This window comes from Streptomyces sp. BoleA5 (assembly GCF_000373665.1).
In the GTDB taxonomy this organism is placed as follows: Bacteria; Actinomycetota; Actinomycetes; order Streptomycetales; family Streptomycetaceae; genus Actinacidiphila.
Window position 1 is genome coordinate 19,717 of sequence record NZ_KB892129.1, and the last position, 23,813, is coordinate 43,529.

At 73.6% G+C, this 23,813-nt stretch carries 25 protein-coding genes; 9 read left to right on the forward strand and 16 right to left on the reverse strand.

The features are described from left to right. Nucleotides 1-35: 35 nt before the first annotated feature. Nucleotides 36-794: a hypothetical protein gene (locus B085_RS0132615; RefSeq protein WP_018562807.1), complete on the reverse strand. Its 759-nt coding sequence runs from the start codon at nucleotides 792-794 to the stop codon at nucleotides 36-38. A gap of 190 nt (nucleotides 795-984) precedes the next feature. Here B085_RS0132615 and B085_RS0132620 point away from each other — a divergent pair, with 190 nt between their 5' ends. Further along, nucleotides 985-2,256, forward strand: coding sequence for an MFS transporter (locus tag B085_RS0132620; protein WP_018562808.1), 1,272 nt, complete (start codon nucleotides 985-987; stop codon nucleotides 2,254-2,256). A gap of 43 nt (nucleotides 2,257-2,299) precedes the next feature. Here B085_RS0132620 and B085_RS0132625 read toward each other — a convergent pair whose 3' ends face one another. The 3 genes from B085_RS0132625 to B085_RS0132635 form a co-directional block, all read right to left on the reverse strand. Next, complete coding sequence (locus B085_RS0132625; RefSeq protein ID WP_018562809.1) at nucleotides 2,300-2,803, reverse strand: hypothetical protein; 504 nt, start codon at nucleotides 2,801-2,803, stop codon at nucleotides 2,300-2,302. Between the two features lie 169 nt (nucleotides 2,804-2,972). After that, the gene (locus B085_RS0132630; RefSeq protein ID WP_018562810.1) at nucleotides 2,973-3,686 is read right to left on the reverse strand and encodes an SDR family NAD(P)-dependent oxidoreductase; all 714 of its coding nucleotides are present in this window, start codon (nucleotides 3,684-3,686) and stop codon (nucleotides 2,973-2,975) included. A gap of 106 nt (nucleotides 3,687-3,792) precedes the next feature. Next, entirely contained in the window at nucleotides 3,793-4,707 is a 915-nt protein-coding gene (locus tag B085_RS0132635; protein WP_018562811.1) for a LysR family transcriptional regulator, read from the reverse strand. 474 nt (nucleotides 4,708-5,181) lie between these two features. On the opposite strand from B085_RS0132635, the gene B085_RS0132640 reads away from it, so the two are divergent. Continuing rightward, nucleotides 5,182-5,802, forward strand: a complete 621-nt coding sequence (locus B085_RS0132640) for a TetR/AcrR family transcriptional regulator (protein WP_018562812.1) — start codon at nucleotides 5,182-5,184, stop codon at nucleotides 5,800-5,802. 58 nt (nucleotides 5,803-5,860) lie between these two features. Here the strand turns inward: B085_RS0132640 and B085_RS0132645 are convergent, their stop codons facing one another. The 5 genes from B085_RS0132645 to B085_RS0132665 all read right to left on the reverse strand — a co-directional run bounded on the left by B085_RS0132645 (nucleotide 5,861) and on the right by B085_RS0132665 (nucleotide 11,475). Further along, nucleotides 5,861-6,304 carry a VOC family protein gene (locus B085_RS0132645; protein ID WP_018562813.1) on the reverse strand — a complete coding sequence of 148 codons (444 nt, stop codon included), beginning with the start codon at nucleotides 6,302-6,304 and terminating at the stop codon, nucleotides 5,861-5,863. 150 nt (nucleotides 6,305-6,454) lie between these two features. Further along, the gene (locus B085_RS0132650; protein WP_018562814.1) at nucleotides 6,455-7,240 is read right to left on the reverse strand and encodes an alpha/beta fold hydrolase; all 786 of its coding nucleotides are present in this window, start codon (nucleotides 7,238-7,240) and stop codon (nucleotides 6,455-6,457) included. A 126-nt stretch (nucleotides 7,241-7,366) separates the two neighbouring features. Further along, nucleotides 7,367-9,511, reverse strand: a complete 2,145-nt coding sequence (kdpB, locus tag B085_RS0132655; protein ID WP_018562815.1) for a potassium-transporting ATPase subunit KdpB — start codon at nucleotides 9,509-9,511, stop codon at nucleotides 7,367-7,369. A 202-nt stretch (nucleotides 9,512-9,713) separates the two neighbouring features. Next, on the reverse strand, nucleotides 9,714-11,051 hold the full coding sequence (lysA, locus tag B085_RS0132660; protein ID WP_018562816.1) for a diaminopimelate decarboxylase: 1,338 nt from the start codon (nucleotides 11,049-11,051) through the stop codon (nucleotides 9,714-9,716). A gap of 13 nt (nucleotides 11,052-11,064) precedes the next feature. Then, nucleotides 11,065-11,475 (reverse strand): SAV_915 family protein, encoded by a 411-nt coding sequence (locus B085_RS0132665; protein WP_026251688.1) that lies wholly within the window; start codon nucleotides 11,473-11,475, stop codon nucleotides 11,065-11,067. A 236-nt stretch (nucleotides 11,476-11,711) separates the two neighbouring features. On the opposite strand from B085_RS0132665, the gene B085_RS44525 reads away from it, so the two are divergent. After that, nucleotides 11,712-12,278 (forward strand): universal stress protein, encoded by a 567-nt coding sequence (locus tag B085_RS44525; protein WP_018562818.1) that lies wholly within the window; start codon nucleotides 11,712-11,714, stop codon nucleotides 12,276-12,278. Nucleotides 12,279-12,510: 232 nt separating this feature from the next. Here B085_RS44525 and B085_RS0132675 read toward each other — a convergent pair whose 3' ends face one another. After that, nucleotides 12,511-12,918, reverse strand: a complete 408-nt coding sequence (locus tag B085_RS0132675; RefSeq protein ID WP_026251689.1) for a cupin domain-containing protein — start codon at nucleotides 12,916-12,918, stop codon at nucleotides 12,511-12,513. A 218-nt stretch (nucleotides 12,919-13,136) separates the two neighbouring features. Here B085_RS0132675 and B085_RS0132680 point away from each other — a divergent pair, with 218 nt between their 5' ends. Both B085_RS0132680 and B085_RS0132685 read left to right on the forward strand, forming a co-directional pair. After that, nucleotides 13,137-13,802, forward strand: a complete 666-nt coding sequence (locus tag B085_RS0132680) for a DUF1707 SHOCT-like domain-containing protein (RefSeq protein ID WP_026251690.1) — start codon at nucleotides 13,137-13,139, stop codon at nucleotides 13,800-13,802. An 83-nt stretch (nucleotides 13,803-13,885) separates the two neighbouring features. Beyond that, nucleotides 13,886-14,113 (forward strand): hypothetical protein, encoded by a 228-nt coding sequence (locus B085_RS0132685; RefSeq protein WP_018562821.1) that lies wholly within the window; start codon nucleotides 13,886-13,888, stop codon nucleotides 14,111-14,113. 95 nt (nucleotides 14,114-14,208) lie between these two features. Here B085_RS0132685 and B085_RS0132690 read toward each other — a convergent pair whose 3' ends face one another. Next, a complete protein-coding gene (locus tag B085_RS0132690) occupies nucleotides 14,209-14,742 on the reverse strand; it encodes a GNAT family N-acetyltransferase (protein WP_018562822.1) in 534 nt (177 codons plus the stop codon). 152 nt (nucleotides 14,743-14,894) lie between these two features. Between B085_RS0132690 and B085_RS0132695 the strand changes: the two genes are divergently transcribed. The 4 genes from B085_RS0132695 (at nucleotide 14,895) to B085_RS0132710 (ending at nucleotide 17,871) form a co-directional block, all read left to right on the forward strand. After that, nucleotides 14,895-15,248, forward strand: a complete 354-nt coding sequence (locus B085_RS0132695) for a hypothetical protein (RefSeq protein WP_018562823.1) — start codon at nucleotides 14,895-14,897, stop codon at nucleotides 15,246-15,248. A 104-nt stretch (nucleotides 15,249-15,352) separates the two neighbouring features. Beyond that, nucleotides 15,353-16,003, forward strand: coding sequence for a DUF3105 domain-containing protein (locus tag B085_RS0132700; RefSeq protein ID WP_018562824.1), 651 nt, complete (start codon nucleotides 15,353-15,355; stop codon nucleotides 16,001-16,003). Then, nucleotides 16,000-16,638, forward strand: coding sequence for a DUF305 domain-containing protein (locus tag B085_RS0132705; protein ID WP_018562825.1), 639 nt, complete (start codon nucleotides 16,000-16,002; stop codon nucleotides 16,636-16,638). Before B085_RS0132700 ends, B085_RS0132705 begins: the two co-directional genes overlap by 4 nt. A gap of 216 nt (nucleotides 16,639-16,854) precedes the next feature. Then, a complete protein-coding gene (locus B085_RS0132710; protein ID WP_051102227.1) occupies nucleotides 16,855-17,871 on the forward strand; it encodes a cation diffusion facilitator family transporter in 1,017 nt (338 codons plus the stop codon). A gap of 42 nt (nucleotides 17,872-17,913) precedes the next feature. Here B085_RS0132710 and B085_RS0132715 read toward each other — a convergent pair whose 3' ends face one another. The 5 genes from B085_RS0132715 to B085_RS0132735 all read right to left on the reverse strand — a co-directional run. After that, nucleotides 17,914-18,786: a hypothetical protein gene (locus B085_RS0132715; protein ID WP_018562827.1), complete on the reverse strand. Its 873-nt coding sequence runs from the start codon at nucleotides 18,784-18,786 to the stop codon at nucleotides 17,914-17,916. Between the two features lie 276 nt (nucleotides 18,787-19,062). Further along, nucleotides 19,063-19,746 carry a response regulator gene (locus tag B085_RS0132720; RefSeq protein ID WP_018562828.1) on the reverse strand — a complete coding sequence of 228 codons (684 nt, stop codon included), beginning with the start codon at nucleotides 19,744-19,746 and terminating at the stop codon, nucleotides 19,063-19,065. After that, complete coding sequence (locus B085_RS0132725) at nucleotides 19,743-22,307, reverse strand: sensor histidine kinase (RefSeq protein WP_018562829.1); 2,565 nt, start codon at nucleotides 22,305-22,307, stop codon at nucleotides 19,743-19,745. The genes B085_RS0132720 and B085_RS0132725 overlap by 4 nt, the downstream gene beginning before the upstream one ends. Before the next feature lie 100 nt (nucleotides 22,308-22,407). Next, nucleotides 22,408-23,031, reverse strand: coding sequence for a potassium-transporting ATPase subunit KdpC (gene kdpC / locus B085_RS0132730; RefSeq protein WP_018562830.1), 624 nt, complete (start codon nucleotides 23,029-23,031; stop codon nucleotides 22,408-22,410). A 19-nt stretch (nucleotides 23,032-23,050) separates the two neighbouring features. Next, the coding region (locus B085_RS0132735) for an HAD-IC family P-type ATPase (RefSeq protein ID WP_018562831.1) at nucleotides 23,051-23,813 on the reverse strand (763 nt) is incomplete at its 5' end.

The window sequence follows — 23,813 nt, forward strand, 5'->3', positions numbered from 1 at the left end:
CAGCGGACGGCCGACGGCCGACGCCGGCTGAACGGTCAGCGCCTGGCCGCCGCCTGGAGCTGCCGCAGCGTCCAGCCGCGTCCCCCCGGCTCGAGCGGGCGGGTGGCGGCCGTGAACACCTCCGCAGCGCGCCGGTAGGAGAGCCGTCCCCGGCCGGTCCTGAACAGCGGCCCGTCCACCCGCCCGAGCACGAGCAACGGCAGCAGCCGGGCCGATCCGTCGCCCCAGCGCAGTGGCTCCCCCGCTCGCTCGCGGGTGCGGCGGCCGGGCAGGTCGAGGTCGTCGACGTCGAGCGCGAGGAGCCGTTCGATGGACCCCCCGGTCTCATGGAGCAGATGCCAGAAGGCCTGCTCCCGCAGCGGCGCCGCCAGCCGGAGGACCTCGCGCACCTGGTCGGCGGCGAGTGCGGCCTCGGCCCGGCGCGCCTTCGGCACGGGCAGCGCGCGCAGGCCGTCCGTGGGATCGCCGGACAGCCAGCCCGCCGCGCGCCACCACGTCACAGCGCTGCTGAGGACGGACAGTTCACGGTTGGCGGTACGGGCGCCGACGGCCGCGGACCGTGCGGCGAAGGCCTCACGGAGCCGTTCCGCGGTGCCCGGTGCGTCGAGCAGGGCCAGCGGGACCGCCGGGGGTTCGGCGTTGCGGCGCCCCCCGCCGACGGGCGGTGGACGGTCGACGAGCCCCCACGCCCAGGTGGCCAGCGCGATCCGGTAGACCCGCCGCGAACCCGCGCCGAGGCCGGAGCCGGCCAGGAAGCGGTCGACGGCGACGGCGTACTCCACCGGCTGGGTCATACGGAGCCCCCCTTCCCCGGCGACGGCGATGCGGCGATCCGGTCAACCCGCGATCCGGTCAACCTGCCGATCGACCGCAGTAAATCCATCTGTGTCGTGAACCTCGGCCATCATAAGTTGATTCGACCAGACTCAATAATGTGCCCCGCGGGCCTGGCGTGTCGCGGCGCGCCGCCCGCACGCTGCGCCCATGGCACTCGTACTGCGTCCCCCCGTCCTGCGCGAACGCGACTTCCGTCGCTTCTTCATCGGCTACGCCACCTCGCTGTTCGGATCGTCGATGGCGTCCGTCGCGCTGACCTTCGCCGTCCTGGAGACCGGCGGCGGCACCGAGCTCGGCCTGGTGCTGGCGGCCCGGATCCTGCCGCTGGTGCTGGTGCTGCTCGCCGGCGGCGTCCTCACCGACCGCTGGGGCAGCAGGCAGGTGATGCTCGCCGCGGACGTCACGCGGTGTCTCACCCAGGCCGGCCTCGCCCTCGCCCTGCTCGGCGGCGATCCGCACATGGCGACGCTGATCGCGCTGGTCGTCGTATGGGGCGCGGCCGAGGCCCTGTTCACCCCGGCCCTCGACGCCCTCGTCCCGCGCATCGTCCCGGCCGACGCGCTCTCCGACGGCAACGCGCTGCTCGGCGTGGCCCGTTCGGCGGCCTCGATCGCGGGTCCGGCGCTCGCCGGCGTCATCACGGCGGCCGCGGGCGCCTCGGCGGTCCTCGCGGTGGACGCCGTCAGCTACGGGGTGAGCGTCATCGCGCTGCTCCTGCTGCCGCGTACCGTCAGGGACGCCGGGCCCGCCTCGTCCTTCGTCGCCGAACTCCGCGAGGGCTGGACGGAGTTCCGCTCCCGCACCTGGCTGTGGGTCACCTCGGTGCACGTCTGCCTGTTCAACCTCCTCGTGTGGGCGCCGTTCCTCGTCCTCGGGCCGCTGGTGGCCCAGCGGGACCTCGGCGGTCCGACTTCCTGGGGCCTGGTGATGGCCCTGTACGGGGCGGGTGCGGTGGCGGGCGGCATGGCGATGCTGGGACGGCGGCCCCGCCGCCCGCTGTTCGCGGGCACCGCCGCCACCCTGGGCTGGGCGATGCCGTCGGCCGCCCTCGCCGCCGGGCTGCCGCTGCCGTGGATCTGCGCCGCCGCACTGACGGCCGGTGCCGGCTCGGCCGTGTGCGGCACCCTCTACGCGACCGTCACTCAGTCGCAGGTGCCGCCCGGGGCGCTCGCCCGGGTCAGCGCGTACGGCACCTTCGGCGCCTTCGCGCTCGGGCCGGTGGGGCTCGCCGCGGCCGGGCCGGTGTCCGTCATGGTCGGTGTGGGCGGGGTGCTGGGTTTCGGCGCGGTGTGGCAACTCGCCGCGGTGGCCGTGGTCCTGGCGCTTCCCACCGTACGGGCCGCCCTCCCGCGCCCCGGGACGTCGGCCACGGCCCCCGGCGGGAACCGGGACGCGAGCAGCCCGTCCCCCGCGTCCTGAGGCACACGACGCCGTCGGACCAGGCCGGGCTCGTGCGCCGCGCTCACCGTCCGGCCGACGCGCGGGACCGCTCCAAGGCCTGGGCGGGAGTGTCGTAGTAACCCGGCTCCGCGAGGAGGACCGAGCTGAAGTAGTGGCCCTGTTGCTCGTCCGGGTCGTCGTCCGCCGCGAAGGGGCGCCAGAAGCCCAGCAGCAGGTCGGGGGCGACGAACGAGGCGGGTTCGTCCGGGTCCTCGACGATCGCGGTGTGCTCGCGCATCCGCCGCACGACCTCGCGCGCCGGGAGGGCGAAGACGTCCAGGCCCCGGAACAGCACGCGATCCGCCGAGGTGACGGGTCGGCCCAGCTCGACGGCTTCGAGGACGCCTCGGGAACACTGGATGGAGACCATCAGCCCGCTCGGCCGGAACACGTGCTGCCCCGGCCGGTCGGACTCCGAGACGGCGGCCGGGTCGCGGAAGGAGGCCAGGGCGTCGCCGGCGGCTTCGCGGGCCATGCCGATCCGCAGGCGGCCGACGCCGACGGGGGGAAGAAGGTCGAGGTCCATCCGGGCATGATGCCAAATACCCTGGCGGGTCCGGCCCATGAGGCACCGGTCCGGTCCGGGCCGGGCGGTCCTGCCGGCCCGGCTCAGGGAAGGCGCAGCAGACAGCCCGCCGCGAACACCGCGACCAGCAGGAGCAGGCCGTCGCCGGCACGACGGAGGTCGCGGGATGTCAACGGCCCGCGCTCTGGCCGCCGTCCACGGGAAGGGTCACACCCGTCACGAACGGCGCCCGCTCCAGGTAGAGCACCGCCTCGACGATGTCGTCGATCTCCCCCATGTGGCCCACCGGGTGCAGCCCGGCCAGTGCCTCGTGGGTCTCCACCGGGTGCATCGGGGTCTTGATGGTGCCCAGCGCCACCGCGTTCGCCCGGATCCCCTGCTTCGCGTACTCGATGGCCAGCGCCCGCGTCGCCGCCTGCAGACCGCCCTTGGTCAACGACGCCAGCACCGACGTCACCTTCGCGTCCGCCTGGTCACCGAGGCTGCTGGAGATCTGGACGACGTGGCCGCCGCCCTGCTGCAGCATCCGCTCCACCGCCAGCTGCGTGATGCGGAAGAACCCGTCCAGGTTCACATTCAGGACCGCGCGGTAGTCCTCCTCGGTGTACTCCGTGAACGGCTTCGCCACGAAGATCCCCGCGTTGTTGACCAGCGTGTCCACCCGGCCGAAGCGCTCCACCGCCGTCGCGATCACCCGCTCCGCCGTGTCCCGTTCGGCGATGTCCCCCGGGACCGCCACCACTCCCGGGTCCGTCGACGGGCCGATGTTCCGCGAGGTGGCGACCACGGCGTACCCCAGCTTGCGGTACCCCTCGACCAGCCCCGCGCCGATGCCCTGCGAGGCACCCGTGACGACCGCGACCCTCTGACCCTGAACGCTCATGACCTGCTCCCGATGGCTGGGGGTGAACGGACTCCGCCGGCGAATTAGCCGACCGGTCAGCTACAACATGGACGACCTGACGACAATTCCGGCATATTGTCGCAATCTATCGCTTGTAGGGATCGCCGTCGGGTAGCCAGACGTCCGAACGGTGGAGCCCGAGGTCGCCCACGCCCTCGGTGAGTGCGTCCACGACGGCCAGCACCGTGCCGCGGACCTCGTCGGCCCGCCAGACCAGCGACCAGGTCCAGTAGACCTCGGGGCCGAGCACCGGCCGCTTGACCAGGTCGGGCGGAAGAGGGGCGGTCTGGCCCTTCGGGCAGTTGACGACCGGCCCCCGGCAGCGGCGGACGTGGTCGAAGAACCCGCTGCCGGTGACTCCGCCGTCCGAGATACGGACCGCTCGGGCTCCCGTGTCGGCGGCGAGCCGCTCCGCGTAGAGGTTCCACGACAGCCACGAGGTGCTGTCGTCGTCCAGGAGGACGGCGGTGTCCTCGGGCCGCACGGGTCCGGTGTCGTCGCCGGTCGAGACCGCGTAGAGCAGGTCCGCGCCCAGGAGCCGGGACCGCAGGCCCTGCCGCCGCAGGTCCTCGGTCCGCACCCAGCAGACCGCGAGGTCCAGGCTGCCGTCGGCCACCCGGGCCGCCTGGGTGTGGGACGGCGCGATCCACGCGTCGACGTGCAGCCGGGCCACCGCCGACGCGCGGGCCGCCAGGTCGGTGGGAAGCCAGTTGGCGTACCCGAGCCGCACCGCCTCCGAGCCCGCCAGTTGCTTCGCCCGGCGCCCCACGTCGTCGGCGCGCTCCAGCAGCGCCTGGACGTGCGGGAGCAGCGCCGAGCCCGCCGGGGTGAGGGACACCGAGCGGCGGTCGCGGTCGAAGAGCCGGACCCCCAGGTCGCGTTCGAGCGCCTTGATCTGCTGGGACAGGGAGGGCCCGGCGATCAGGAGCCGCTCGGCCGCCCGGCCGAAGTTCAGCTCCTCGGCGACCGCGACGAAGTACCGAAGTTGACGCAGCTCCACGCCGCCATGCTAGGCCTTGTCGTCGGATGAGCTCCCCCGGCTACCGCCGGGAGGGGCCCCCACCGCCCGAAGGGCGGGCTCGGCGGCTCCCCCATCTGACGCACGAAGGGAACCCCGGGTGCGGTGCGTCGCAAGGCGGAGGATCGTCCTCGTAGTGGGCTGCTCGGACGATTCGGCAACGCAGCGTGGGGGCCCGGCGGAGCTGGGGGAGCGCCGTGCCAGGCGTCGCTGGGTGGGGGCACCCCCGGCCGGAGGTCGGGCGGTAGGCATGTGACGACACGGCCTGAGGCCCGGTCCGGATCTCCGAGACGCAGGGCGGGTGGGAGTCCCCACCTCGCAGCAGGGAGGAAACAGGTCCTGGCGGGCGCGCCGCCCCCCGACCCACCATGGGAGCCGGCCGGGATTCCCGGCCTGATGGAGCAGCGGTCCCGGCCGGTCGACGAGAAAATAGTCGATCGGTCGTATACTGGTGCCATGGGACGTACGAGTGATGCCAGGGAGAAGATCATCACTGCCGCGCAGACGCTCATCGAGCAGCGCGGCTACTCCGCCCTGGGGGTGGCCGAGATCTGCAAGGCGGCCGGGGTGCCCAAGGGCAGTTTCTACTACTTCTTCGAGTCCAAGGAAGCCCTCGCCCTGACCGTCGTCGACGAGCACTGGGCGGCGCAGAGGCGTGAGTGGACCCGCATCCTGGGCGCCGACGCGGCGCCCCTGGAGCGGCTGCGCCGGCTGTTCGAGGCGACCGAGGAGATCCAGCACGCGGGCCAGCAGTCGTGCGGCACCGTGTCGGGATGCATGTTCGGCAACCTGACGCTGGAGATGAGCAACCAGACCGAGTCCATCCGCGGCCGGCTGCAGGAGATCTTCGACACGCAGGTCGGAATGATCGACGAGGTCGTCACCGAGGCCCGCGAGCGCGGCGAGGTCACGGTCGCCGACACCCACGCGGCCGCGGCGTCGATCGTCGCGCAGCTCGAGGGGCAGGTGCTCTTCGCGAAGCTCTACAACGACACCGGTCGCCTCAGCCCGCTCTGGACGAACTGCCTCGCCATCCTCGGTGTGACCGCGCTGCCGGAGGCCATGGCCGGAGCGTGAGGGTGCCGCACCGCGGGCGCACCGCCCGCGGTGCGCCCCGCGCCGCCGGGGGCGGCGGTCAGCGGCCCGGAAGCCGCTCGGTGATCTCCTGGAACACCCACTCGTTGCCGTCGGGGTCGCTGAACGACGCGAACGAGCAGTAGCTGCGCCGCTCGGCGTCGGGGCCGGCCACACGTCCTTCCGTCTCCGCGCGGTGGAACACCCCGCCGGCGTCGTGGAACACCTCGCTCACCTCGACCCCGCGGCCCACGAGCTCCTCCCGGGCGGCCACGACGTCCTCCACGGTCAGGTGGAGCCCCCTGGCCGAGCCCGGTTCGGTCGCACTGACCCCCGTGCCGAAGATGACCGAGCAGAGCGAGCCGGGCGGGGTCACCTGGATCACGCGGAAGTCCTCGCCGGTGGTGACGTCCGCGTCGAGCCGCCAGCCGAGGCCCGTGTAGAAGTCCTTGGCCCGGTCGACGTCGGCGACGGGCACCACCACGACCTCGAGTTTCATGTCCACAGGCGTTGCTCCTGTCCCTAGCCCCGTCCGGCGTGCGTGGTACGTCGGACGCCCACGGTCCGTGGGGAGGATCCATACCCCCGCGACCCGACGCGCGGTCGGTGCGGACCGGAGGTCCACCGCCTTGGCGGTGCGAGCGCCCGAAGGGCTCTACAGGGCGAGGAACGGAAGCAGCGCCGCGGTCACGTCGGCGGGGGCGTCCACGGCGACGAGGTGGGCCGCGGCCGGGAACTCGACCAGGCTGGCGCCGGGGATGGTGGCGGCGTAGCGCCGGGCGATGTCCTGGAAGTCCGGGACGTCGAGGAGGCCGACACCGACCAGGGCGGGTACGGACAGGGTGGCGACGTCGCCGTCCGCGCGGCCGCGGGAGTGCGCCTCGACCGCGCCCTGGTGGCTCAGCGCGGTCCGCATCGGCCCCCGCAGCCGGTCGGCCGACGCGGCGGGTACGTCGTCCCGTCCCCGGGCCGGGCCGTACAGCCACATGTCGAGGTTGACGCGGACCGCGGCGTCGAGGTCTCCCGCGGCGAGTGCCTCGGTCTCGGCGGCGTCGTAGGCGATCATCTGCGGCGACCAGTCGTACCCCGGCCACGGCGGGGCGAACACGGCCAGGGAGCGGACGCGCGCCGGGTGGGCGAGCGCGAAGTCGAGCGCCACACGGCCTCCGAAGGAGGCGCCGACCAGGTGGGCGCGCTCGTGGCCGAAGTGGTCCAGGACGCGCCGCAGGTCGTCGTGTTCGCTGAACGGGCCGGCCGGTGGCGGGGACTGCCCGAAGCCGCGCATGTCGTAGCGGATGACGGTGTGGTGTTCGGCGAGGCCGGGCACGATGTCGTCCCACATGCGGTGGTCGGCGACACCGGCGTGCACGAGGACGACGGGCGGCCCGTCCCCCGTCACCGTGCAGGCGAGACTTCCGAGTTCGTCGGCGAGTGTGAGCATCCGCAGATGCTCGCACGACGCCGCAGAGCGCGCTCGCGCATTTCGCACGGACGGCCCCCCTCCGCCGGGGGGCCGCCCTCGGCACCACGGGCCGGCGCGAGGGCGCCGTCGCGGTGCGGAGCGTGCTCAGATCCCGGGGACGAGCCAGGCGAGGGCGAGGTCGATGAGCTTGATCGCCAGGAACGGCGCGGCGACCCCGCCGAGGCCGTAGACCCATAGGTTGCGGGTGAGCCGCGAGGCGGCGTTGCCGGGCCGGTAACGGACGCCCCGCAGGGCGAGCGGGATCAGCGCGAGGATGACGACGGCGTTGAAGACGACGGCCGACAGGATCGCCGACGCCGGTGAGTGCAGCCGCAGGAGGTCGACGGCGTCCAGCGCCGGGTACGCCCCGCCGAACACCGCGGGGAGGACCGCGAGGTACTTGGCGATGTCGTTGGCGATCGAGAAGGTCGTCAGCGCGCCGCGGGTGACGAGGAGTTGCTTGCCGACCTTGACGATCTCCACGATCTTCGTGGGGTCGGAGTCGAGGTCGACCATGTTCCCGGCGTCCCTGGCGGCCGAGGTGCCGGTGTTCATGGCGACGCCCACGTCCGCCTGGGCCAGCGCCCGTGCGTCGTCGGTGCCGTCGCCCGTCATGGCGACGAGGTGGCCGCCGGCCTGTTCGTGCTTGATCAGGGCCAGTCTGTCCTCGGGGGTCGCCTCGGCGAGGAAGCCGTCCACGCCCGCCTCCTCGGCGATGGCGCGGGCGGTCACCGGGTGGTCGCCGGTGACCATGACGGTGCGGATGCCCATCCGGCGCATCTCCTCGAAGCGCTCGCGCAGTCCGGGCCTGACGGCGTCCTTCAGGTGGATGACGCCGAGTACGCGCGCGGGGCCGCCCGCGGCCGGGAGTTCGGCGACCGCGAGGGGTGTCCCGCCGGCGGACGACACCTGCTCGACGTAGACGTCCAGTCCGGCGGGGACGGTGCCCTCACGCTCGCGGACCCAGGCGGCGACGGCGGCGGGAGCGCCCTTGCGCAGCCGCCTGCCGCCGGGGAGGTCCACCCCGGACATGCGGATGGTGGCGCTGAAGGGCACCCACCGGGCGTCGGGCAGGTCGATCTCGTCGGCCTTGTGGTGGGAGAGCGCGTAGTGCTCACGGGCGTGGGCGACGATCGAATGCCCCTCGGGGGTGCCGTCGCCGAGGCTCGACAGCAGCGCGGACTGGGCGAACCACTCCGGATCGACGTCCCCGAGCGGCAGGAACGCACCGGCCCGGCGGCTGCCGTCGGTGATCGTGCCGGTCTTGTCGAGCAGGAGGGTGCTGACGTCCCCGGCGGTCTCGACGGCCCGGCCGGAGGCCGCCAGGACGTTGCGCTGCACCAGGCGGTCCATGCCGGCGATGCCGACGGCCGACAGCAGGGCGGCGATCGTCGTCGGGACGAGGCAGAGCAGCAGCGAGACCAGGGCGATCGCGCTGGCGCCGTCGGCGGTCAGGGCGGCGCTTCCCGGGTCCTCGGAGAGGATCGCCATGGGCCGCAGGGTCACGACGGCGACGAGGAAGACGACGGTGAGCAGCACGAGCACCAGGTTGAGCGCGATCTCGTGCGGTGTCTTCCTGCGGTCGGCGCCCTCCACCAGGGCGATCATGCGGTCGATGAAGCTCTCCCCCGACTGCCGTGTGACGCGCACGACGAGGCGGCCGGACAGCACCTTCGTGCCGCCCGTGACGGCCGAACGGTCGCCGCCGCCCTCGCGGATGACGGGTGCGGACTCGCCGGTGACGGCCGACTCGTCGACCGCGGCGACACCCTGCACGACGTCGCCGTCACCAGGGATCGTCTCCCCGGCCTCGACCGCGACGGTGTCGCCGCGGCGCAGGGCGATCGCGTGCACGTCCTTCTCGCCGTCCTTCGTCAGCCGGCGGGCCGTGGTGATCCGGCGCGTGCGGCGCAGGGCGTCGGCCTGGGCCCTGCCGCGGCTCTCGGCGACGGCCTCCGCGAGGTTCCCGGAGACGACGGCGAGCCAGAGCCAGACCGTGATGAGCCACCCGTACACGGAGGGGTGGACGACGGCGAGCCCGGTGGTCAGGGCGGCGCCGATCCCGGTGACGAACATGACCGGGTTGCGGACCAGCGTCACCGGGTTGAGCTTGCGCAGGGCCTCGGGGAGGGCGAGCCACAGCTGGACCGGAGCGAGCGGGCGGGTGCCCGCACCGCGCTGCCCGCCGGCCTCGGGGGGAAGGGCGGGGGTTTCACGGTCCGGCCTGACCGGTGCGGGTGCGGAGGTCATCTGATGCCCTCCGCGAGGCTCGGGCGGACGGTGTACTCCACACTCACCGGACTCTCTCTTCTCGTGGATCGGAACTCGTGGACCGGAACTCGCGCACCGGAACTCGCGCACCGGAATCGGGCATGTCGCACCTCCGGGCAGGGGGACGCGGGGACATCACCTGCCCGGAGGGCGCTCGGGGGGCGTCGGACGACGCGCGGGCTCAGAGCCCGATGTCGCGGTTGCGGAAGTCGGCCAGGGACTCGCGGCGGACCAGCAGCCGCGCCCGCCCCTCGTGGACGGCGACGACCGGCGGACGGCCGACGAGGTTGTACGTGGACGCCATGGACAGGTGGTACGCGCCCGCGACCGGCACCGCCAGGAGGTCCCCGGGCCGGACGTCGGCGGGCAGCGGCACCGCGGAGGCCAGGATGTCACCGGCCTCGCAGTGCCGGCCGACCACGGTCACCAGCACCGGCTCCTCGGTGGAGTGACGGCCGATCAGCCGCGGGGCGTAGCGCACCCCGTACAGCGCGGGCCGGGGGTTGTCGCTCATGCCGCCGTCCACCGCGACGAAGGTCTGGCCGCCGGTGCGCTTGACCGACAGCACGTGATACAGCGCGACACCTGCGGGGCCCACGATCGCGCGGCCCGGTTCCACCGTCAGCCGCGGCACCGGCAGCCCGGCGGCCGCGCAGCCCTCGGCGAGTTCGGCGCGTATCCGCGCGGACAGCGTCGTCAGGTCCATCGCCGCCTCTCCCGGACGGTAGGCGACCGCGTGCCCGCCGCCGAGGTCCAGTTCCGGCAGTGTGACGCCGTGCTGCCTGCGCACGGCGGCCAGCAGCCCGACCAGCCGGCGCACCGCCGCGAGGTACGGCTTGACGCTGCTGATCTGCGAGCCCAGGTGGCAGTGCAGGCCGACCAGTTCGAGGCGCGGCTGCTCCAGCACACGCGTGATGGCGTGCTGGGCCGATCCGTCGGCCAGGGACAGCCCGAACTTCTGGTCGTCGGTGCCGGTGCGCACCGCGTTGTGGTGACCGGCGGCGATGCCCGGCACGATGCGCAGCAGCACCTTCTGCCGGTCCCCCGGCGGGACGTGGGCGGCCAGCCTGGCGATCTCACCGGTGCTGTCGATCACGATCCGGCCCACGCCCAGGCGCAGTGCCGTGGCCAGGTCCTCGGGGCTCTTGGCGTTGCCGTGGAGCAGGATGCGCTCCGGCGGGAAGCCGGTGACGACCGCGAGCTCCAGTTCCCCCGCCGAGCAGACGTCGAGGCCGAGGCCCTCCTCGTCCACCCAGTGGGCCATGGCACGGCACATGAAGGCCTTGGCGGCGTACAGCACGTCGCCGTCGGGGAATGCCGCCCGGTAGGCGCGGCAGCGGTCGCGTACCTCGCCCTCGTCCAGGACGTACGCCGGGGTGCCGAAGCGTTCGGCGACCTCGGTCAGGGCGACCCCGCCCACGGTGACCTCACCGTGGGGGGCGCAGGAGGCGGACGCGGGCCACACCGACAGGTCGGCGTCGGGGTACGCGGTCTCCAAGTGCTCGGTGACGGCAGTCATGACAGCGCTCCTTTCAGCCGATCCACAGGGCCAGGGCGTCGACCAGCGCGACCGCGCCGGTGACCCTGAGGACCCCGAGAGTCTGGGGGTCGAGCCGGCGACCGGTCTCCTCCGGCATGTCCGACACGGCGGGTGCGGCGAGTTGCGGGTCCACGGTCAGTGCCGTGACGCCGAGCGGGCGGGCCAGCGACCGCAGCGCGGATTCCGACAGGGGGATCCACTGCTGCTCGGGACCGAGCGTCTCCGCGAGACGCTCCGCGGTGGTGAAGCCGACGGCCGTACGGCCGCCCAGGGGCGTGCGGAACATGCGCGCGACGCATCCCACGGGTCCCGGCCGGACGGGAACGTACAACGTCTCCCGGTGTCGTCCGGCCGGGGACGGATCCGAAGGCCCCGGGTCGTCCCCGTACGTGAGCTCTGTCATGGCTTCCTCCTGGTGCGGCACCTGCTGCGGTTCCTGGGGCGCCCCGGCCGGGGCCGGCGGTCCGGGACGCATCAGGGACGCTATGCCCGGGGTCCGGGGGGTGACCGTGCTCCCTGACGCGACGTTGACGGTGAGCGCGCGAACGTTGACGGCGCGGGTCGCCCGGGTCGTGCGGGGGGCGTCAGGATCGCGACAAGGGCCTCCGGTCCGCGCGTTCCGGGGAGTTCGATGGAGGCATGAACGAGGTCAGTGAAGAGTGCGTCGTGGTGGGCGTCGGCGGCTCCCCCGGGGGCCTGGCGGCACTGCGCCGTGCCGCGGCGGAGGCCCGGCGCCGGGAGTGCGTGCTGACCGTGGTCACCGCCTGGGAGACGGCGTGGGACGGTGCCGGTGGGACGCGGAGCCGATGGCCGCCCGACCCTCCGGAGCCGGACCGGTGGCGGCGGCTCGCCCGGCGCCGGATGCTCGCGGCCCTGGACGCCGCCTTCGAGGGCGACCTGCCCCTGGACCCGCCGCTGCGCCCGGTCCTGGCGTTGGGGCGGCCGGGCCCGGCGCTCGTGGAGATGGCCGGCGACGGGGCGGCGCTGCTGGTGGTGGGTGCCGGTTCCCACGGCCCCTGGCAGCGGCTCTTCGCGCCGTCGGTCGCGGCCCACTGCTTCGCGCACGCCCGCTGCCCGGTCCTGGCCGTGCCGTCCCTGCCGTCCGTGCCGCCGGGCGTTTCGTCGGCCCGCGGGCCGGGCCGCGGTGGCGGTGGCGGCCGGCGGTTCGGCGCCGGGAGGCGCGGGCCCGGCTTCGTCGTCCAATGAGTCCCGCACGCTGCCGGCGCGGCCCGGATCGCGGTCCGTCGTGGCGGCCCGGTGGCGGCCGGCGGCGCCGTGAACGCCGTGCCGGATGAGCGGAGGCGATCGGCCCGAGCCGGCCCGGACGGCATGAAAGGCTCCGGGCGGACGAGCCGGCCTCGGTCGACGGCCGGTCCACCCGGAGCCTCACGGTTTCCCGCACCCGGCTCGCCGCCGAGGACTACTCAGCGGCGGAACCTCACGACGTGACGCGCAGGTGCCGCCGTTCGGCCAGTTCCTCCTCGCCGACCACGGTCAGCACCGGGCTGCCGGGAGGCGCGAACATCATCACCACCAGCTGGGACTGCGCATCGGGGAGGTTGTTGGCGCCCTGATAGTGGATCACGTCGCCTCCGGGCTCGAAGAGGGCGTCACCGGCCTTGAGCACCCGGGGCGGCTGCCCCTCCAGCTCGAAGAGGATCTCGCCCTCGGTGACGTAGCCGAAGACCGGCCCGGGGTGGCGGTGCGGCGGCGCTCCGGGGTCACCGGGCGCCAGGGTGACCCGGATCGTCCTGGCCTCGGCGCCGGCCGGGATCCGGCCCGCCGCCTCGGGCAGGGTCGCGACCACTTCGACGCCCGGGGGCAAGTGTGCGTGCTCAGCGCTCATGCGTTCCTCCAAACAGGGACTGTGCACAGGAAGGACAAGACGGCCGCCCCGTCTGTGACATCCCCCAGGCGGCAAACCCGCCGCGGGCGCACCGGTGTTCCTCCTCCCGGCGTGGAGCGGGGTGCGGGCTTGGCGTGCGCCCATGACGCGATATAGCGTTAGTTCGCGAATGGCGTATCGCGTCTCCCCGGAGGCGCCGACCGGAACGGGGTGGGGACATGCCGGGAGAGATCCGGCCCACCGGAGTGCCGTCCGTTACGGGCGCCGCGCCCGGGCCGCCCCCGTTGCGGGCCTCGCACGCGGACCGGGACCGGGTGGTGGACGTCCTGACCGTGGCCGCGGGCGACGGGCTGCTGTCCGCCGCCGAGCTGGACGAGCGCCTGGAGGCCGCCCTGTCGGCGCGTACGCTCGACGAACTGGCCCCGCTCACGGCCGACCTGCCGGCCGCCGCCGGGACGCCGCGTACCGCCGCCCCGGACGTCAAGGACGTGGTCCGCGTCGACAACCGCGGGGGCTCGTACCGCCGCGTCGACCGGTGGGTCGTGCCGCGGCGCATGGAGATCCGGTCGGAGTGGGGCGAGGTGGTGCTGGACTTCACCCACGCAGTGATCACTCAGGACACCCTCCGCGTCGACATGGACGTCCGCGGAAGTTCCCTGGTGCTCGTGACCCGGCCCGGCATCGTGGTGGACGCCGACGAACTGACCGTCGCATTCGGCACGGTGGACATCCGGCCCGCGGCAGGCCCGGCGACACCGGTCGGACTGCGCGTGGAACTGGCGGGCGAGCTGGAGTTCGGCAAGGTGCGGGCGCGGCCGCCGCGGCGGCCGTTCCTGCGATGGCTCCTGCGCCTCCCCTCCGCGCACCCGGCGCTCACCGACTGACAGTGCGCGCGGCGCCGGCCCGGGCGCCCCCTTGCCGGCCGACTCGTCCCGCGGCGGGACCGAAGCCGCGATACTGGTCGGCGATGAGCCTCCGCACGGCGCCCCCGCGCCTCCTCCTGCCCCACGGCGCGCCCTCCGGCGGCCCGTCGCGGGAGATCTACGTCCCTCCCGTGGAGGCGAGGGACCGCGGGATCGGCGAACTGCTCTTCACGGCCGAGACGGTGGCGATCTGCGTCGTCGCGGCGCTGCTGGTCCTCTTCCTGGTGACGGACCGCCGCTCCCGCAAACGCCGGGCCCGCCATCGCCGTTGACCCGGCGGTTCGGACCCCGCCCCACCCGTGACCGCGGTGCCTCCGCCGTGATGCGCCGGAGGTTGGGGGCGGCGTGACGGGCGCGGTCGCGTGTCTCAGCGAGGCACCGCCCGGTGCGGCGCGGCGAGTTCGAGGCGCCAGTCGTTGCTGCGCATCATCGTGCCGCTGCCCCTCGGGTACTCGAAGTCGCAGGCGCCGCGCAGGGCGAACCCGAGGCGGCGGCACAGGGCGTTCGACGGGGCGTTCCGCACGGACGGGAAGGCGTGCAGCGCGCGGGGAGCCCCCGCCTCTCGGGCGGCCTCGCGCACGACGGCGACCAGCGCGGCACCGGCGGCGGCGGCGATGCCCCTGCCCTGGTACGGCGGCAGGACGTTCCACCCCGTCTCGTAGATCGCCTCGCCCCGCCAGTCGCGGCGGTGGTAGGCGATGCTGCCGACCGGCTCCTCGCCGAGGAGTACGGCGTACATGCGCCCCAGGCCGGTTTCCGGCAGGGCGAGGTAGCGCTCGTGCCGGGCGAGCAGCAGTGCCTCGGGCTCCGGGCCGCCGACGTGCCGCCGCATCTCATGCGTGTTGATCAGCCGGAGGAGCGGAAGGGCTCCCTCCGACCACGGCTGCAGGCGAACGTCCATGCGGAGCAGCCTGACACGGCTCCCCGGTGGCGGGCACGCCGGTTTCCCGCCGGAGCGCACCCGGGCACGGGTACGGCGCGCGGCGGCGGGTACGATCTGCCGCGATGCGCAGTGACGGAGGAGCCGGCCGAGGCGGTGCGATACCCGCCCGCGTGAACGGTGTCGTCCTCGTCCTGTGCGGGTTGCTCGCCGCCCTCGGGATCTGCGGCCACACCGGGCCTCCGCAAGACGCGTCCGGCCCGGCCCGCACCCTCGTCTCCTCGCACCTCGCGTACGTCGCCGACGAGGTCTGCACGGACGCCCACGACCCCGGCGGACGCGGCAACGGCTGCTCCCCCGCGGAGCACACGCCGGTGACCCTGGGCTCCGCTCCCCTGCCGCACCTTCCCGGCGCGGAACCGCCGTCGGTGTGGCCGCCCGCGGTCGCCGCCGCGGGACTGGGCGCGCCGTCCCCCGGCACCGTGCGCTCCCCCGGCCTGCACATGCTCCAGATCCAGCGGACGTAGGAGGCCGACCGCACCGGCGGCGACCGCCGGTGCGCGCCGTACGTCATCCGACCCTTCCACCAGCACCGCCGCGTGACCGACGCGGCGGGGAATCAGGACATGCCATGGGTTCCCCCCATTCCAAGGCCAGGGCCACCGACCGCCGTGCGCGCGTCGAGGAGATACGCCGCCAGGAGCAGGCCCGCGAACGCCGCAACCGCGTCATCACCATCACAGCCTGCGCGGCCGTCCTCGTCGGTCTGGTCGGCGGCGGCGTCTACCTCGTCAACGCCGCGAACGACAGCGGCGGCGACGACGCGAAGTCCGCGGCGGCCGGTTCCGTCAGCGGGGAGAAGACGTGGTCCGGCCTCACGCAGAACCACGTCGACAAGACCGTCGAGTACCCCATGAGCCCGCCTGCCGGCGGCGACCACAGCCCCGTCTGGCAGAACTGCAACGGCGACGTCTACGACAAGCCCCTCGCCAATGAGAACGCCGTGCACGCCCTGGAGCACGGCGCGGTGTGGGTGACGTACACCGGCAAGGCGACGGACGCGGACGTCAAGACGCTCAGCACCCGGGTCTCGAAGACCCCCTACTCTCTGATGAGCCCGTACGCGGACCAGGCCTCGCCGATCACCCTCACCGCGTGGGGCCACCAGTTGGGCGTCACCAAGGCGGACGACCCGCGCGTGGCGACGTTCTTCGACACCTATGTGCAGGGCGACCAGACCCCGGAGCCCGGCGCGCCCTGCACCGGGGGCAAGGCCTCGTGACCGCCGCCCGGGGCGCGGGCAGGCCGCTGCTCGTGCTCGCCGGCGGCATGGCGCTGGTCGTGCTCGCGGCCCTGGCCTTCACCCTGCTGACGGCGCGCCCCAGCAGCGGGGGCACCCCGGGCACGGACTCGCCGGACGCCGGTTTCGCGCGCGACATGGCGATCCACCACCAGCAGGCGGTGGAGATGTCACTGATCGTCCGCGACCGCACGGACGACGAGGACGTCCGCAGGCTCGCCTACGACGTCATCAACACCCAGGCCAACCAGCGCGGCATGCTGCTGGGCTGGCTGGACGTCTGGAGGCTGCCCAAGTCGTCCTCGCAGCCGCCCATGGGGTGGATGGGACACGACATGGCCTACCCCCCGCACGACGGGTCGCTGATGCCCGGCATGGCCACGAACGCCGACCTGCGACGCCTCGGGGCGGCCCACGGCAGGGCCGCCGCGGTCCTCTACCTCCAACTGCTCACCGCCCACCACAAGGGCGGTGTGGAGATGGCGTCCGCGGCCGCGGACCTCGCACGGACCGACCAGGTGCGGCGCCTGGCGGCGGGCATGGTCGAGGGCCAGGAGGCGGAGATCCGCCTGATGGCCGGAATGCTCGCGACCCGCGGAGCGAACCCGACCCCCTGACCCCGCGGGGGCGCCCGGGAGGCTCGCCGCCTCCCGGCCGCCCCCGGCGCCGGGCGCGGCCGGGGGCTCCGTCCGCTCCCCGACCCGCCGGGCACCGGCGCAGGTCACCGTCGTCTTACCGAAGTTGACAACGGTCACCGGTGCAGTCTTTGCCGATCACGGCACCCATGTGCTTCCCTGCGGGTGTCGCACCTGGAACGGGGAGGTCACCGCACCATGAACGCGCACGGTCACGAGCACGCACATGAGCATGGGCATGGGCACGGTCACGCGCATGGGGTGGCCGAGAACGCCGACCGGCGCTGGCTGGGCCTCGCGCTGGGCCTGATCGCCGGCTTCATGGCCGTCGAGGTCGTCGTCGGTCTGCTGGTGGGGTCACTCGCCCTGCTCTCCGACGCCGCGCACATGCTCACCGACGCCGCCTCCATCGTGCTGGCGCTCGTGGCGATGCGGCTGGCGGCGCGCCCGGCGCGGGGCGGTTTCACGTACGGGCTCAAGCGGGCCGAGATCCTCTCGGCGCAGGCGAACGGCATCACCCTGCTGCTGCTCGCCGCGTGGCTGGCGTACGAGGCGGTGCGGCGGCTCGTCTCGCCGCCGGACGTGGCGGGCGGCCCCGTCCTTGTCACCGCGCTGGCCGGCGTGGTCGTCAACATCGGCGCGGCCTGGTGCCTGTCGCGGGCCAACCGCACGTCCCTCAACGTCGAGGGCGCGTTCCAGCACGTGCTGAACGACCTGTACGCCTTCATCGGCACCGCCGTCGCGGGCCTCGTCGTCCTGCTGACCGGCTTCGTCCGCGCCGACGCCATCGCGACGCTCGTGGTGGTCGGCCTCATGCTCAGGGCGGGGTGCGGCCTGGTGCGCGACTCGGGGCGGATCTTCCTCGAGGCGGCCCCGGCGGGCCTGGACCCGGACGAGGTGGGCGACCGGCTGGCCGCCCACGAGGCGGTCACCGAGGTCCACGACCTGCACATCTGGACGATCACCTCCGGTCAGCCGGCGCTGTCGGCGCACGTCCTGGTCGAGCCGGGCGGGGACTGCCACGCCGTCCGCCGCGACCTGGAGCATCTGCTGGGCGCGGACTACGGGCTCACCCACACCACCCTGCAGGTCGACCACGCGCCCGCCGAACTCCTCACCGTGGGCGCCACCCCGGCCGGCGCGGCGGGCTCGGCGGGCGGCCACTGCGGCGAGCCGCACGGCCCGGTGCACCGCGCCGGGGCGCACGGGCACTGATCCTCGCGCTCCCCGGAGTCACCGGGCCCCTGCGGCACCTGGTCACGCGCCGACGTCGCCGGGCAGTTCGATGCGCCCCGCGTACGCGCCCCGGTTCTCCTCACGGACGTCCTGCTCGTACGCGATGTCCCCGCCGCCCGCATACGGGACGAGGATCTCGAGCTCGTAGCGGTGGCTCCTGACCCGGTATGTCGTCGCGTCCAGGACCAGGACCTCCTGGAGCCGGGACAGGGTCAGCTGGTCGTCGTTCACGGGGACACCGGCGTCGCGCAACTGCTCGGCCGTGGGTGCGAACTCCCGCCGCGCCTTCTTCGCCCACGCCCGGTCCTTCACGGCGGCCAGTTTCCGCCTGCCGCCGGTCACCCGGAGTTCGACCGTGCCGCGTGCCTTCGTCAGCTTCACATCGCCGCCGCCGGCGGCTTTCGCGTACGTCCTGAACTCCGCGACGGCCGCGACCGGGTCCTCGGTCTTGTTCTCCATCTCGGGGTCGGAAGCGGGTGCGTGCTTCCACGCCGCACCGTCCTCCTTCACGTATGCCGTGCCGTCCACGACATAGATCTCCTCGCTCTTCTTCGTCCCCTTGCTGTTGGTGCTGACCCCCTCGGAGTGCAACGCCTCGGGGTCCGTACCCCGGTGGACCGTGGCCCGGTACGTGGCAGCGCTCCGCTGTCCCTGAAGGGTCAGCCCCTCACGGCCCGTGACCGAGAAGGTCCATCCGCTTTCGCCGGTCATCGCCGCTTCCGCGAGGTCGAGGAACTCCTCCGGCGACTTGGGGCTCTCGGGGGACTGCTCGACGGACGGCGTCGCCGCGGGACTCCCGGCGACGGCCTGCGCGGATCCCTTCTCCGCGCCGCAGGCGGCGAGCGGCAGCGCGAGGAGGAGAGCGAGTGCGGCGGTCAGGCGGCGAGTACTCATGGACCCTTTTCCTTGTGTCACGGCGGAAGCGCGGAATGTACAGCAACGGTGAGCCCGCGATCACCCCGCCACCCATGGGGTGATGAATCGGCAGGAATACCGATACATCGCGCTCACAGCGAGGCGGGCAAGCCGGCGCCTTGACGCCGCCGCGAGGGCGCGCGTCAGGGCGTCGTCAGGAAGCGCCGGGACGAGGCACGCCCTCGGAGCGCCCTGACACGTACGACGCGGCCCGCCCGGTGGGCTCACCGGGCGGGCCGCTCGTTGTGCGCCGGCTCAGGGCTCGAAGCGGTAGCCCATGCCGGGCACGGTGATCAGGTGACGCGGGTGGGCGGGGTCCGGTTCCAGTTTGTGCCGCAGGGTGGCGAGGTAGACGCGCAGGTAGTTGGTGCGCTTCTCGTTGCCGGGACCCCACACGTCGCGCAGCAGCTGGCGCCCGGTGATCAGGCGCCCGGGGTTGCGCAGCAGCGGGGCGATCAGCCGCCACTCGGTGGGCGTGAGCCGCGGGGCATCGCCCGTGCCGGCGCGGCGCTCGACGGTGAACGCGCCCAGGTCGACGCGGTAGTCCGCGATGGCGACCGTCTCGGGCTCCTGCAGCGCGGGCGGACGGCGCAGCACGGCGCGCAGCCGGGCGGCCAGCTCGTCCATGGAGAACGGCTTGGTGACGAAGTCGTCAGCCCCCGCGTCGAGCGCCTCGACCTTGTCGGCCGGACCGGTCCGCCCGGAGACCACGATGATGGGCAGCGGACTCCAGGCCCGTACGCCGTGGATGATGTCGGTCCCGGGCACGTCGGGCAGGCCGAGGTCGAGGATGAGGGCGTCGGGCGGCTGCCGGGACACCAGCAGGAGCGCGGTGGTGCCGTCGGGCGCGGTGGCGACTGCGTAGTGACGTGCCGTCAGGTCTATGTCCAGTGCCTTCAGGATCTGCGGTTCGTCGTCGACGATCAGGACGCGCCTCATGTCAGCGCCTCCTCGCCGCCGAGGGGGTCGGCGGGCTGGCCGGCCGGATCGCCGGCGGTGGGCAGGGACAGGACCATGGTGAGACCTCCGCCGGGGGTGTCCTCGGGGGTGAGGGTGCCGCCCATCGCCTCGGTCAGCCCGCGGGAGAGGGCGAGCCCGAGGCCGAGACCGGTGGTGTTGTCGGTGTCGCCCAGCCGCTGGAAGGGTTCGAAGACCCGCTCCCGGTCGGCGGGCCGGAGCCCGGGGCCGCGGTCCGCGACCCGCAGCTCGATGCGCGGGCCGAGGGAGCTGGCGCTGAGCAGGACGGCGGTGCCCTCGGGGGCGTGCCGCCGGGCGTTGGTCACCAGGTTGGCGATGACGCGTTCCAGGAGCGGCGGATCCGCGAGCGCGAACGGTATGCCGTCCAGTCCCCGGGTGGTGACGGGGACGGTGCTCTCGGGGAGGCTGTCGAGGGCGAGGGAGGCCACCTCGGCAACCGAGGCCGGCTCCAGGACGAGGCTGAGCGCGCCGGCCTGCAGCCGGCTCATGTCGAGGAGGTTGTCCACCAGCCGGTTGAGCCGGTCCAGGGAGACCTCGGCGGTGGCCAGCAGTTCCTCCTGGTCCTCTGCGGAGAACTCGACCTCGCGGCTGCGCAGCGAGCTGACGGCCGCCCAGGCACCGGCGAGCGGGGTGCGCAGGTCGTGGCTGACGGCCGCGAGCAGTGCCGTCCGCATCCGGTCGGCCGCCCTGACCGGCTCCACCTCGGCGGCGGCCTCGGCCAGCCGGGCCCGTTCGAGGGCGGAGGCCACGTGCCCGGCGAAGGCGATGAGCACGCGCCGCTCCGAGGCCGCGAGGCGCCGGCCTCGCAGGACGAGGACGTCGTCGGGTCCGACGGGGACGGCCACCACGCCCTCGGCGGGGTCGTCGACCGGCACCGGGCCGCCGTCGGAGTGGTGCGCGAGTTCCGCGGACTCCATGCCGAAGGCCTCCCGCGTCCGTTCCAGCAGCACCTCGACGGCCTGGTCGCCGCGCAGGATGCCCCCGGCGAGGGAGGACAGCGTCTCGGCCTCCGCGGTGGCGCTCGCCGCGCGCCGGGACAGCCGCAGCGAGCGGTCCACGATCGTCGCGACGGTCACGGCCACGAGCGCGAAGACGGCCAGCGCCAGCACGTTGTTGGTCTCGCCGATGGTGAACCGGCCCAGGGGCGGTATGAAGTAGTAGTTGAGCAGCAGCGACGCCGTCACGGACGCGAGCAGCGCGGAGACGACGCCGCCGATGCAGGCGACGCCCACGACGGTCAGCAGGAAGAGCAGGGCCTCGCTGGTGAGGTTCAGGTGCCCGCGGGAGTTCGCGAGGACCGTGGTGAGCAGCACGGGCAGCACGAACCCGGCGACGGGTCCGGCCACCTTGCGGGCCAGGGGCAGGCTGCTGGAGGGGACGGGCAGGAGGCGTCCGCGTCCGGCGCGTTCATGGGTGACCATGTGGACGTCGATGTCGCCGGAGTGTTCCACGATGGTCTCGCCGACGCCGCGTCCGGTCAGGAACCGTGCGAGCCGGCCGCGGCGGCTGGTGCCCATCACCAGTTGGGTGGCGCTCTCGGCCCGCGCGAAGTCCAGGAGCGCGTCGGGGACGTGGTCGCCGACGACCGGGTGGAAGGTGCCGCCGAGGCTCTCCACCAGGGCCCGCTGCCGGGTCAGGGCGGCGGGTGAGGCGTCGGCCAGGCCGTCGCTGCGCACGATGTGGACGGCGAGCAGGTCCCCGCCGGCCGAGCGGGCGGCGATGCGGGCGGCGCGGCGGATGAGGGTCTCGCCCTCCGGGCCGCCGGTCACGGCGACGACGACCCGCTCCCGGGTCTCCCAGACACCGCCGATGCCGTGCTCGAAGCGGTACCTCCGCAGCGCCTCGTCCACGCGTCCGGCGACCCAGAGCAGGGCGAGTTCGCGCAGCGCGGTGAGGTTGCCGACGCGGAAGTAGTTCGACAGGGCCGCGTCGACCTTCTCCGGGGCGTAGACGTTGCCGTGCGCCATGCGGCGGCGCAGCGCGTCGGCGGGCATGTCGACCAGCTCGATCTGGTCGGCGCGGCGGACGACCTCGTCCGGGACGGTCTCCCGCTGCGGCACGCCGGTGATCTTCTCGACGACGTCGTTGAGCGACTCCAGGTGCTGGATGTTGACGGCCGTGATCACGTCGATCCCGGCCGCGAGGAGCACCTCGATGTCCTGCCAGCGCTTGGTGTGGCGTCCGCCGGGGATGTTGGTGTGGGCCATCTCGTCGACGAGCGCCACCTGCGGTGCGCGGGCGAGGACGGCGTCGAGGTCCATCTCGGCGAAGGCGGTGCCGCGGTAGTCGCGTTCGGCGCGGGGCACGATCTCGAGGCCGTCGAGCATCTCCTCGGTGCGCGGGCGCCTGTGGCACTCGACGTAGCCCACGACGACGTCGGTGCCGCGGGCGGCCCGGCGCCGGGCCTCGTCGAGCATGCGGTAGGTCTTGCCGACTCCGGGGGCCGCCCCGAGGAAGACCTTGAGTCTGCCGGGCCGTCCCCGGGGGGTGCCGGCCGGGGCCGGGACGACTGGCTGCGTCACCGGATGTCCCTCCTTGTACGGGTGGCACGCCGCCCGGCGGCGCAGGTGGTCCCTGCGCCGCCGGGCGGCGTGGTGCGGGCGGTTCGACTGTGACGGGACGTCACTTCAGATCGGTCAGCGCCCGGTTGAGTTCCACGACGTTGACGCGCTCCTCACCGAGGAAGCCGAGGATCCGGCCCTGGACGTGGTCCTCCACCAGCGTGCGCACGGCGCCGGCGTCCAGGCCGCGGGCCCGGGCGACCCGCTCGGCCTGCTCGCGGGCGTACTCGGGTGAGATGTGCGGGTCGAGGCCGGAGCCGGAGGCCGTGACGGCGTCGACCGGCACGTCCTCGGGGGCGACTCCGTCGAACTCGGCGACGGCGGACCGGCGTTCCTTGATGGTCGTCACCAGGCCCTCGTCGTTCGGGCCGAGGTTGGAGGCGCCGGTGACGAGCGGGTCGTAGCCGCCGGGACGCGGCTGGAACCACTTCGGGTCCGGGCGGGCGGCCTCCTCGGCGTCGTCCGGGTTCTTCTTGGGGAGGGTGAAGTTCTGGCCGATGAGGCTGGAACCGACGGTCTTGCCGTCGTGGGTGATCGTGGAGCCGTTGGCCTGGTCGGAGAACGCCGCCTGGGCGACGCCGGTGACGGCCAGCGGGTAGGCGATGCCCAGGAGCACCGTGAACACCAGCAGCATCCTCAGGGCGGCCATGTGGTTGCGGACCACGGCGGGCAGGGAGCCGGACATGATGGATCGCCTTCTTCTGTCAGCTGAGGCCGGGGATGAACTGGATGATCAGGTCGATCACCTTGATGCCGGCGAACGGCAGCACGAGACCGCCCAGGCCGTAGACCCAGATGTTGCGGCTCAGCAGTGCCGAGGCCGACGAGGGCCGGTAGCGCACGCCGCGCAGGGCGAGCGGGATCAGCACGACGATGATCAGGGCGTTGAAGATGATCGCCGAGGTGATCGCCGACGCCGGGCTGTGCAGCTGCATGATGTTGAGCTTGTCCAGGCCCGGGTAGGCGACCGCGAACATCGCGGGGATGATCGCGAAGTACTTCGCGACGTCGTTGGCGATGGAGAAGGTGGTCAGCGCGCCGCGGGTGATGAGCAGCTGCTTGCCGATCTCGACGATCTCGATGAGCTTGGTGGGGTCGGAGTCCAGGTCCACCATGTTCCCGGCCTCCTTGGCGGCCGAGGTGCCCGTGTTCATGGCCACGCCCACGTCGGCCTGGGCCAGCGCCGGGGCGTCGTTGGTGCCGTCGCCGGTCATGGCGACGAGCTTGCCGCCCGCCTGCTCGCGCTTGATCAGCGCCATCTTGTCCTCGGGCGTNGCCTCCGCGAGGAAGTCGTCCACGCCCGCCTCGTCGGCGATCGCCTTGGCCGTCAGCGGGTTGTCACCGGTGATCATGACCGTGCGGATNCCCATCCGCCGCAGCTCGTCGAACCGCTCCCGCATGCCGTGCTTGACGACGTCCTTGAGGTGGATCACGCCCAGCACCCGGGCGGTGCCGTTCTCCTTGGCG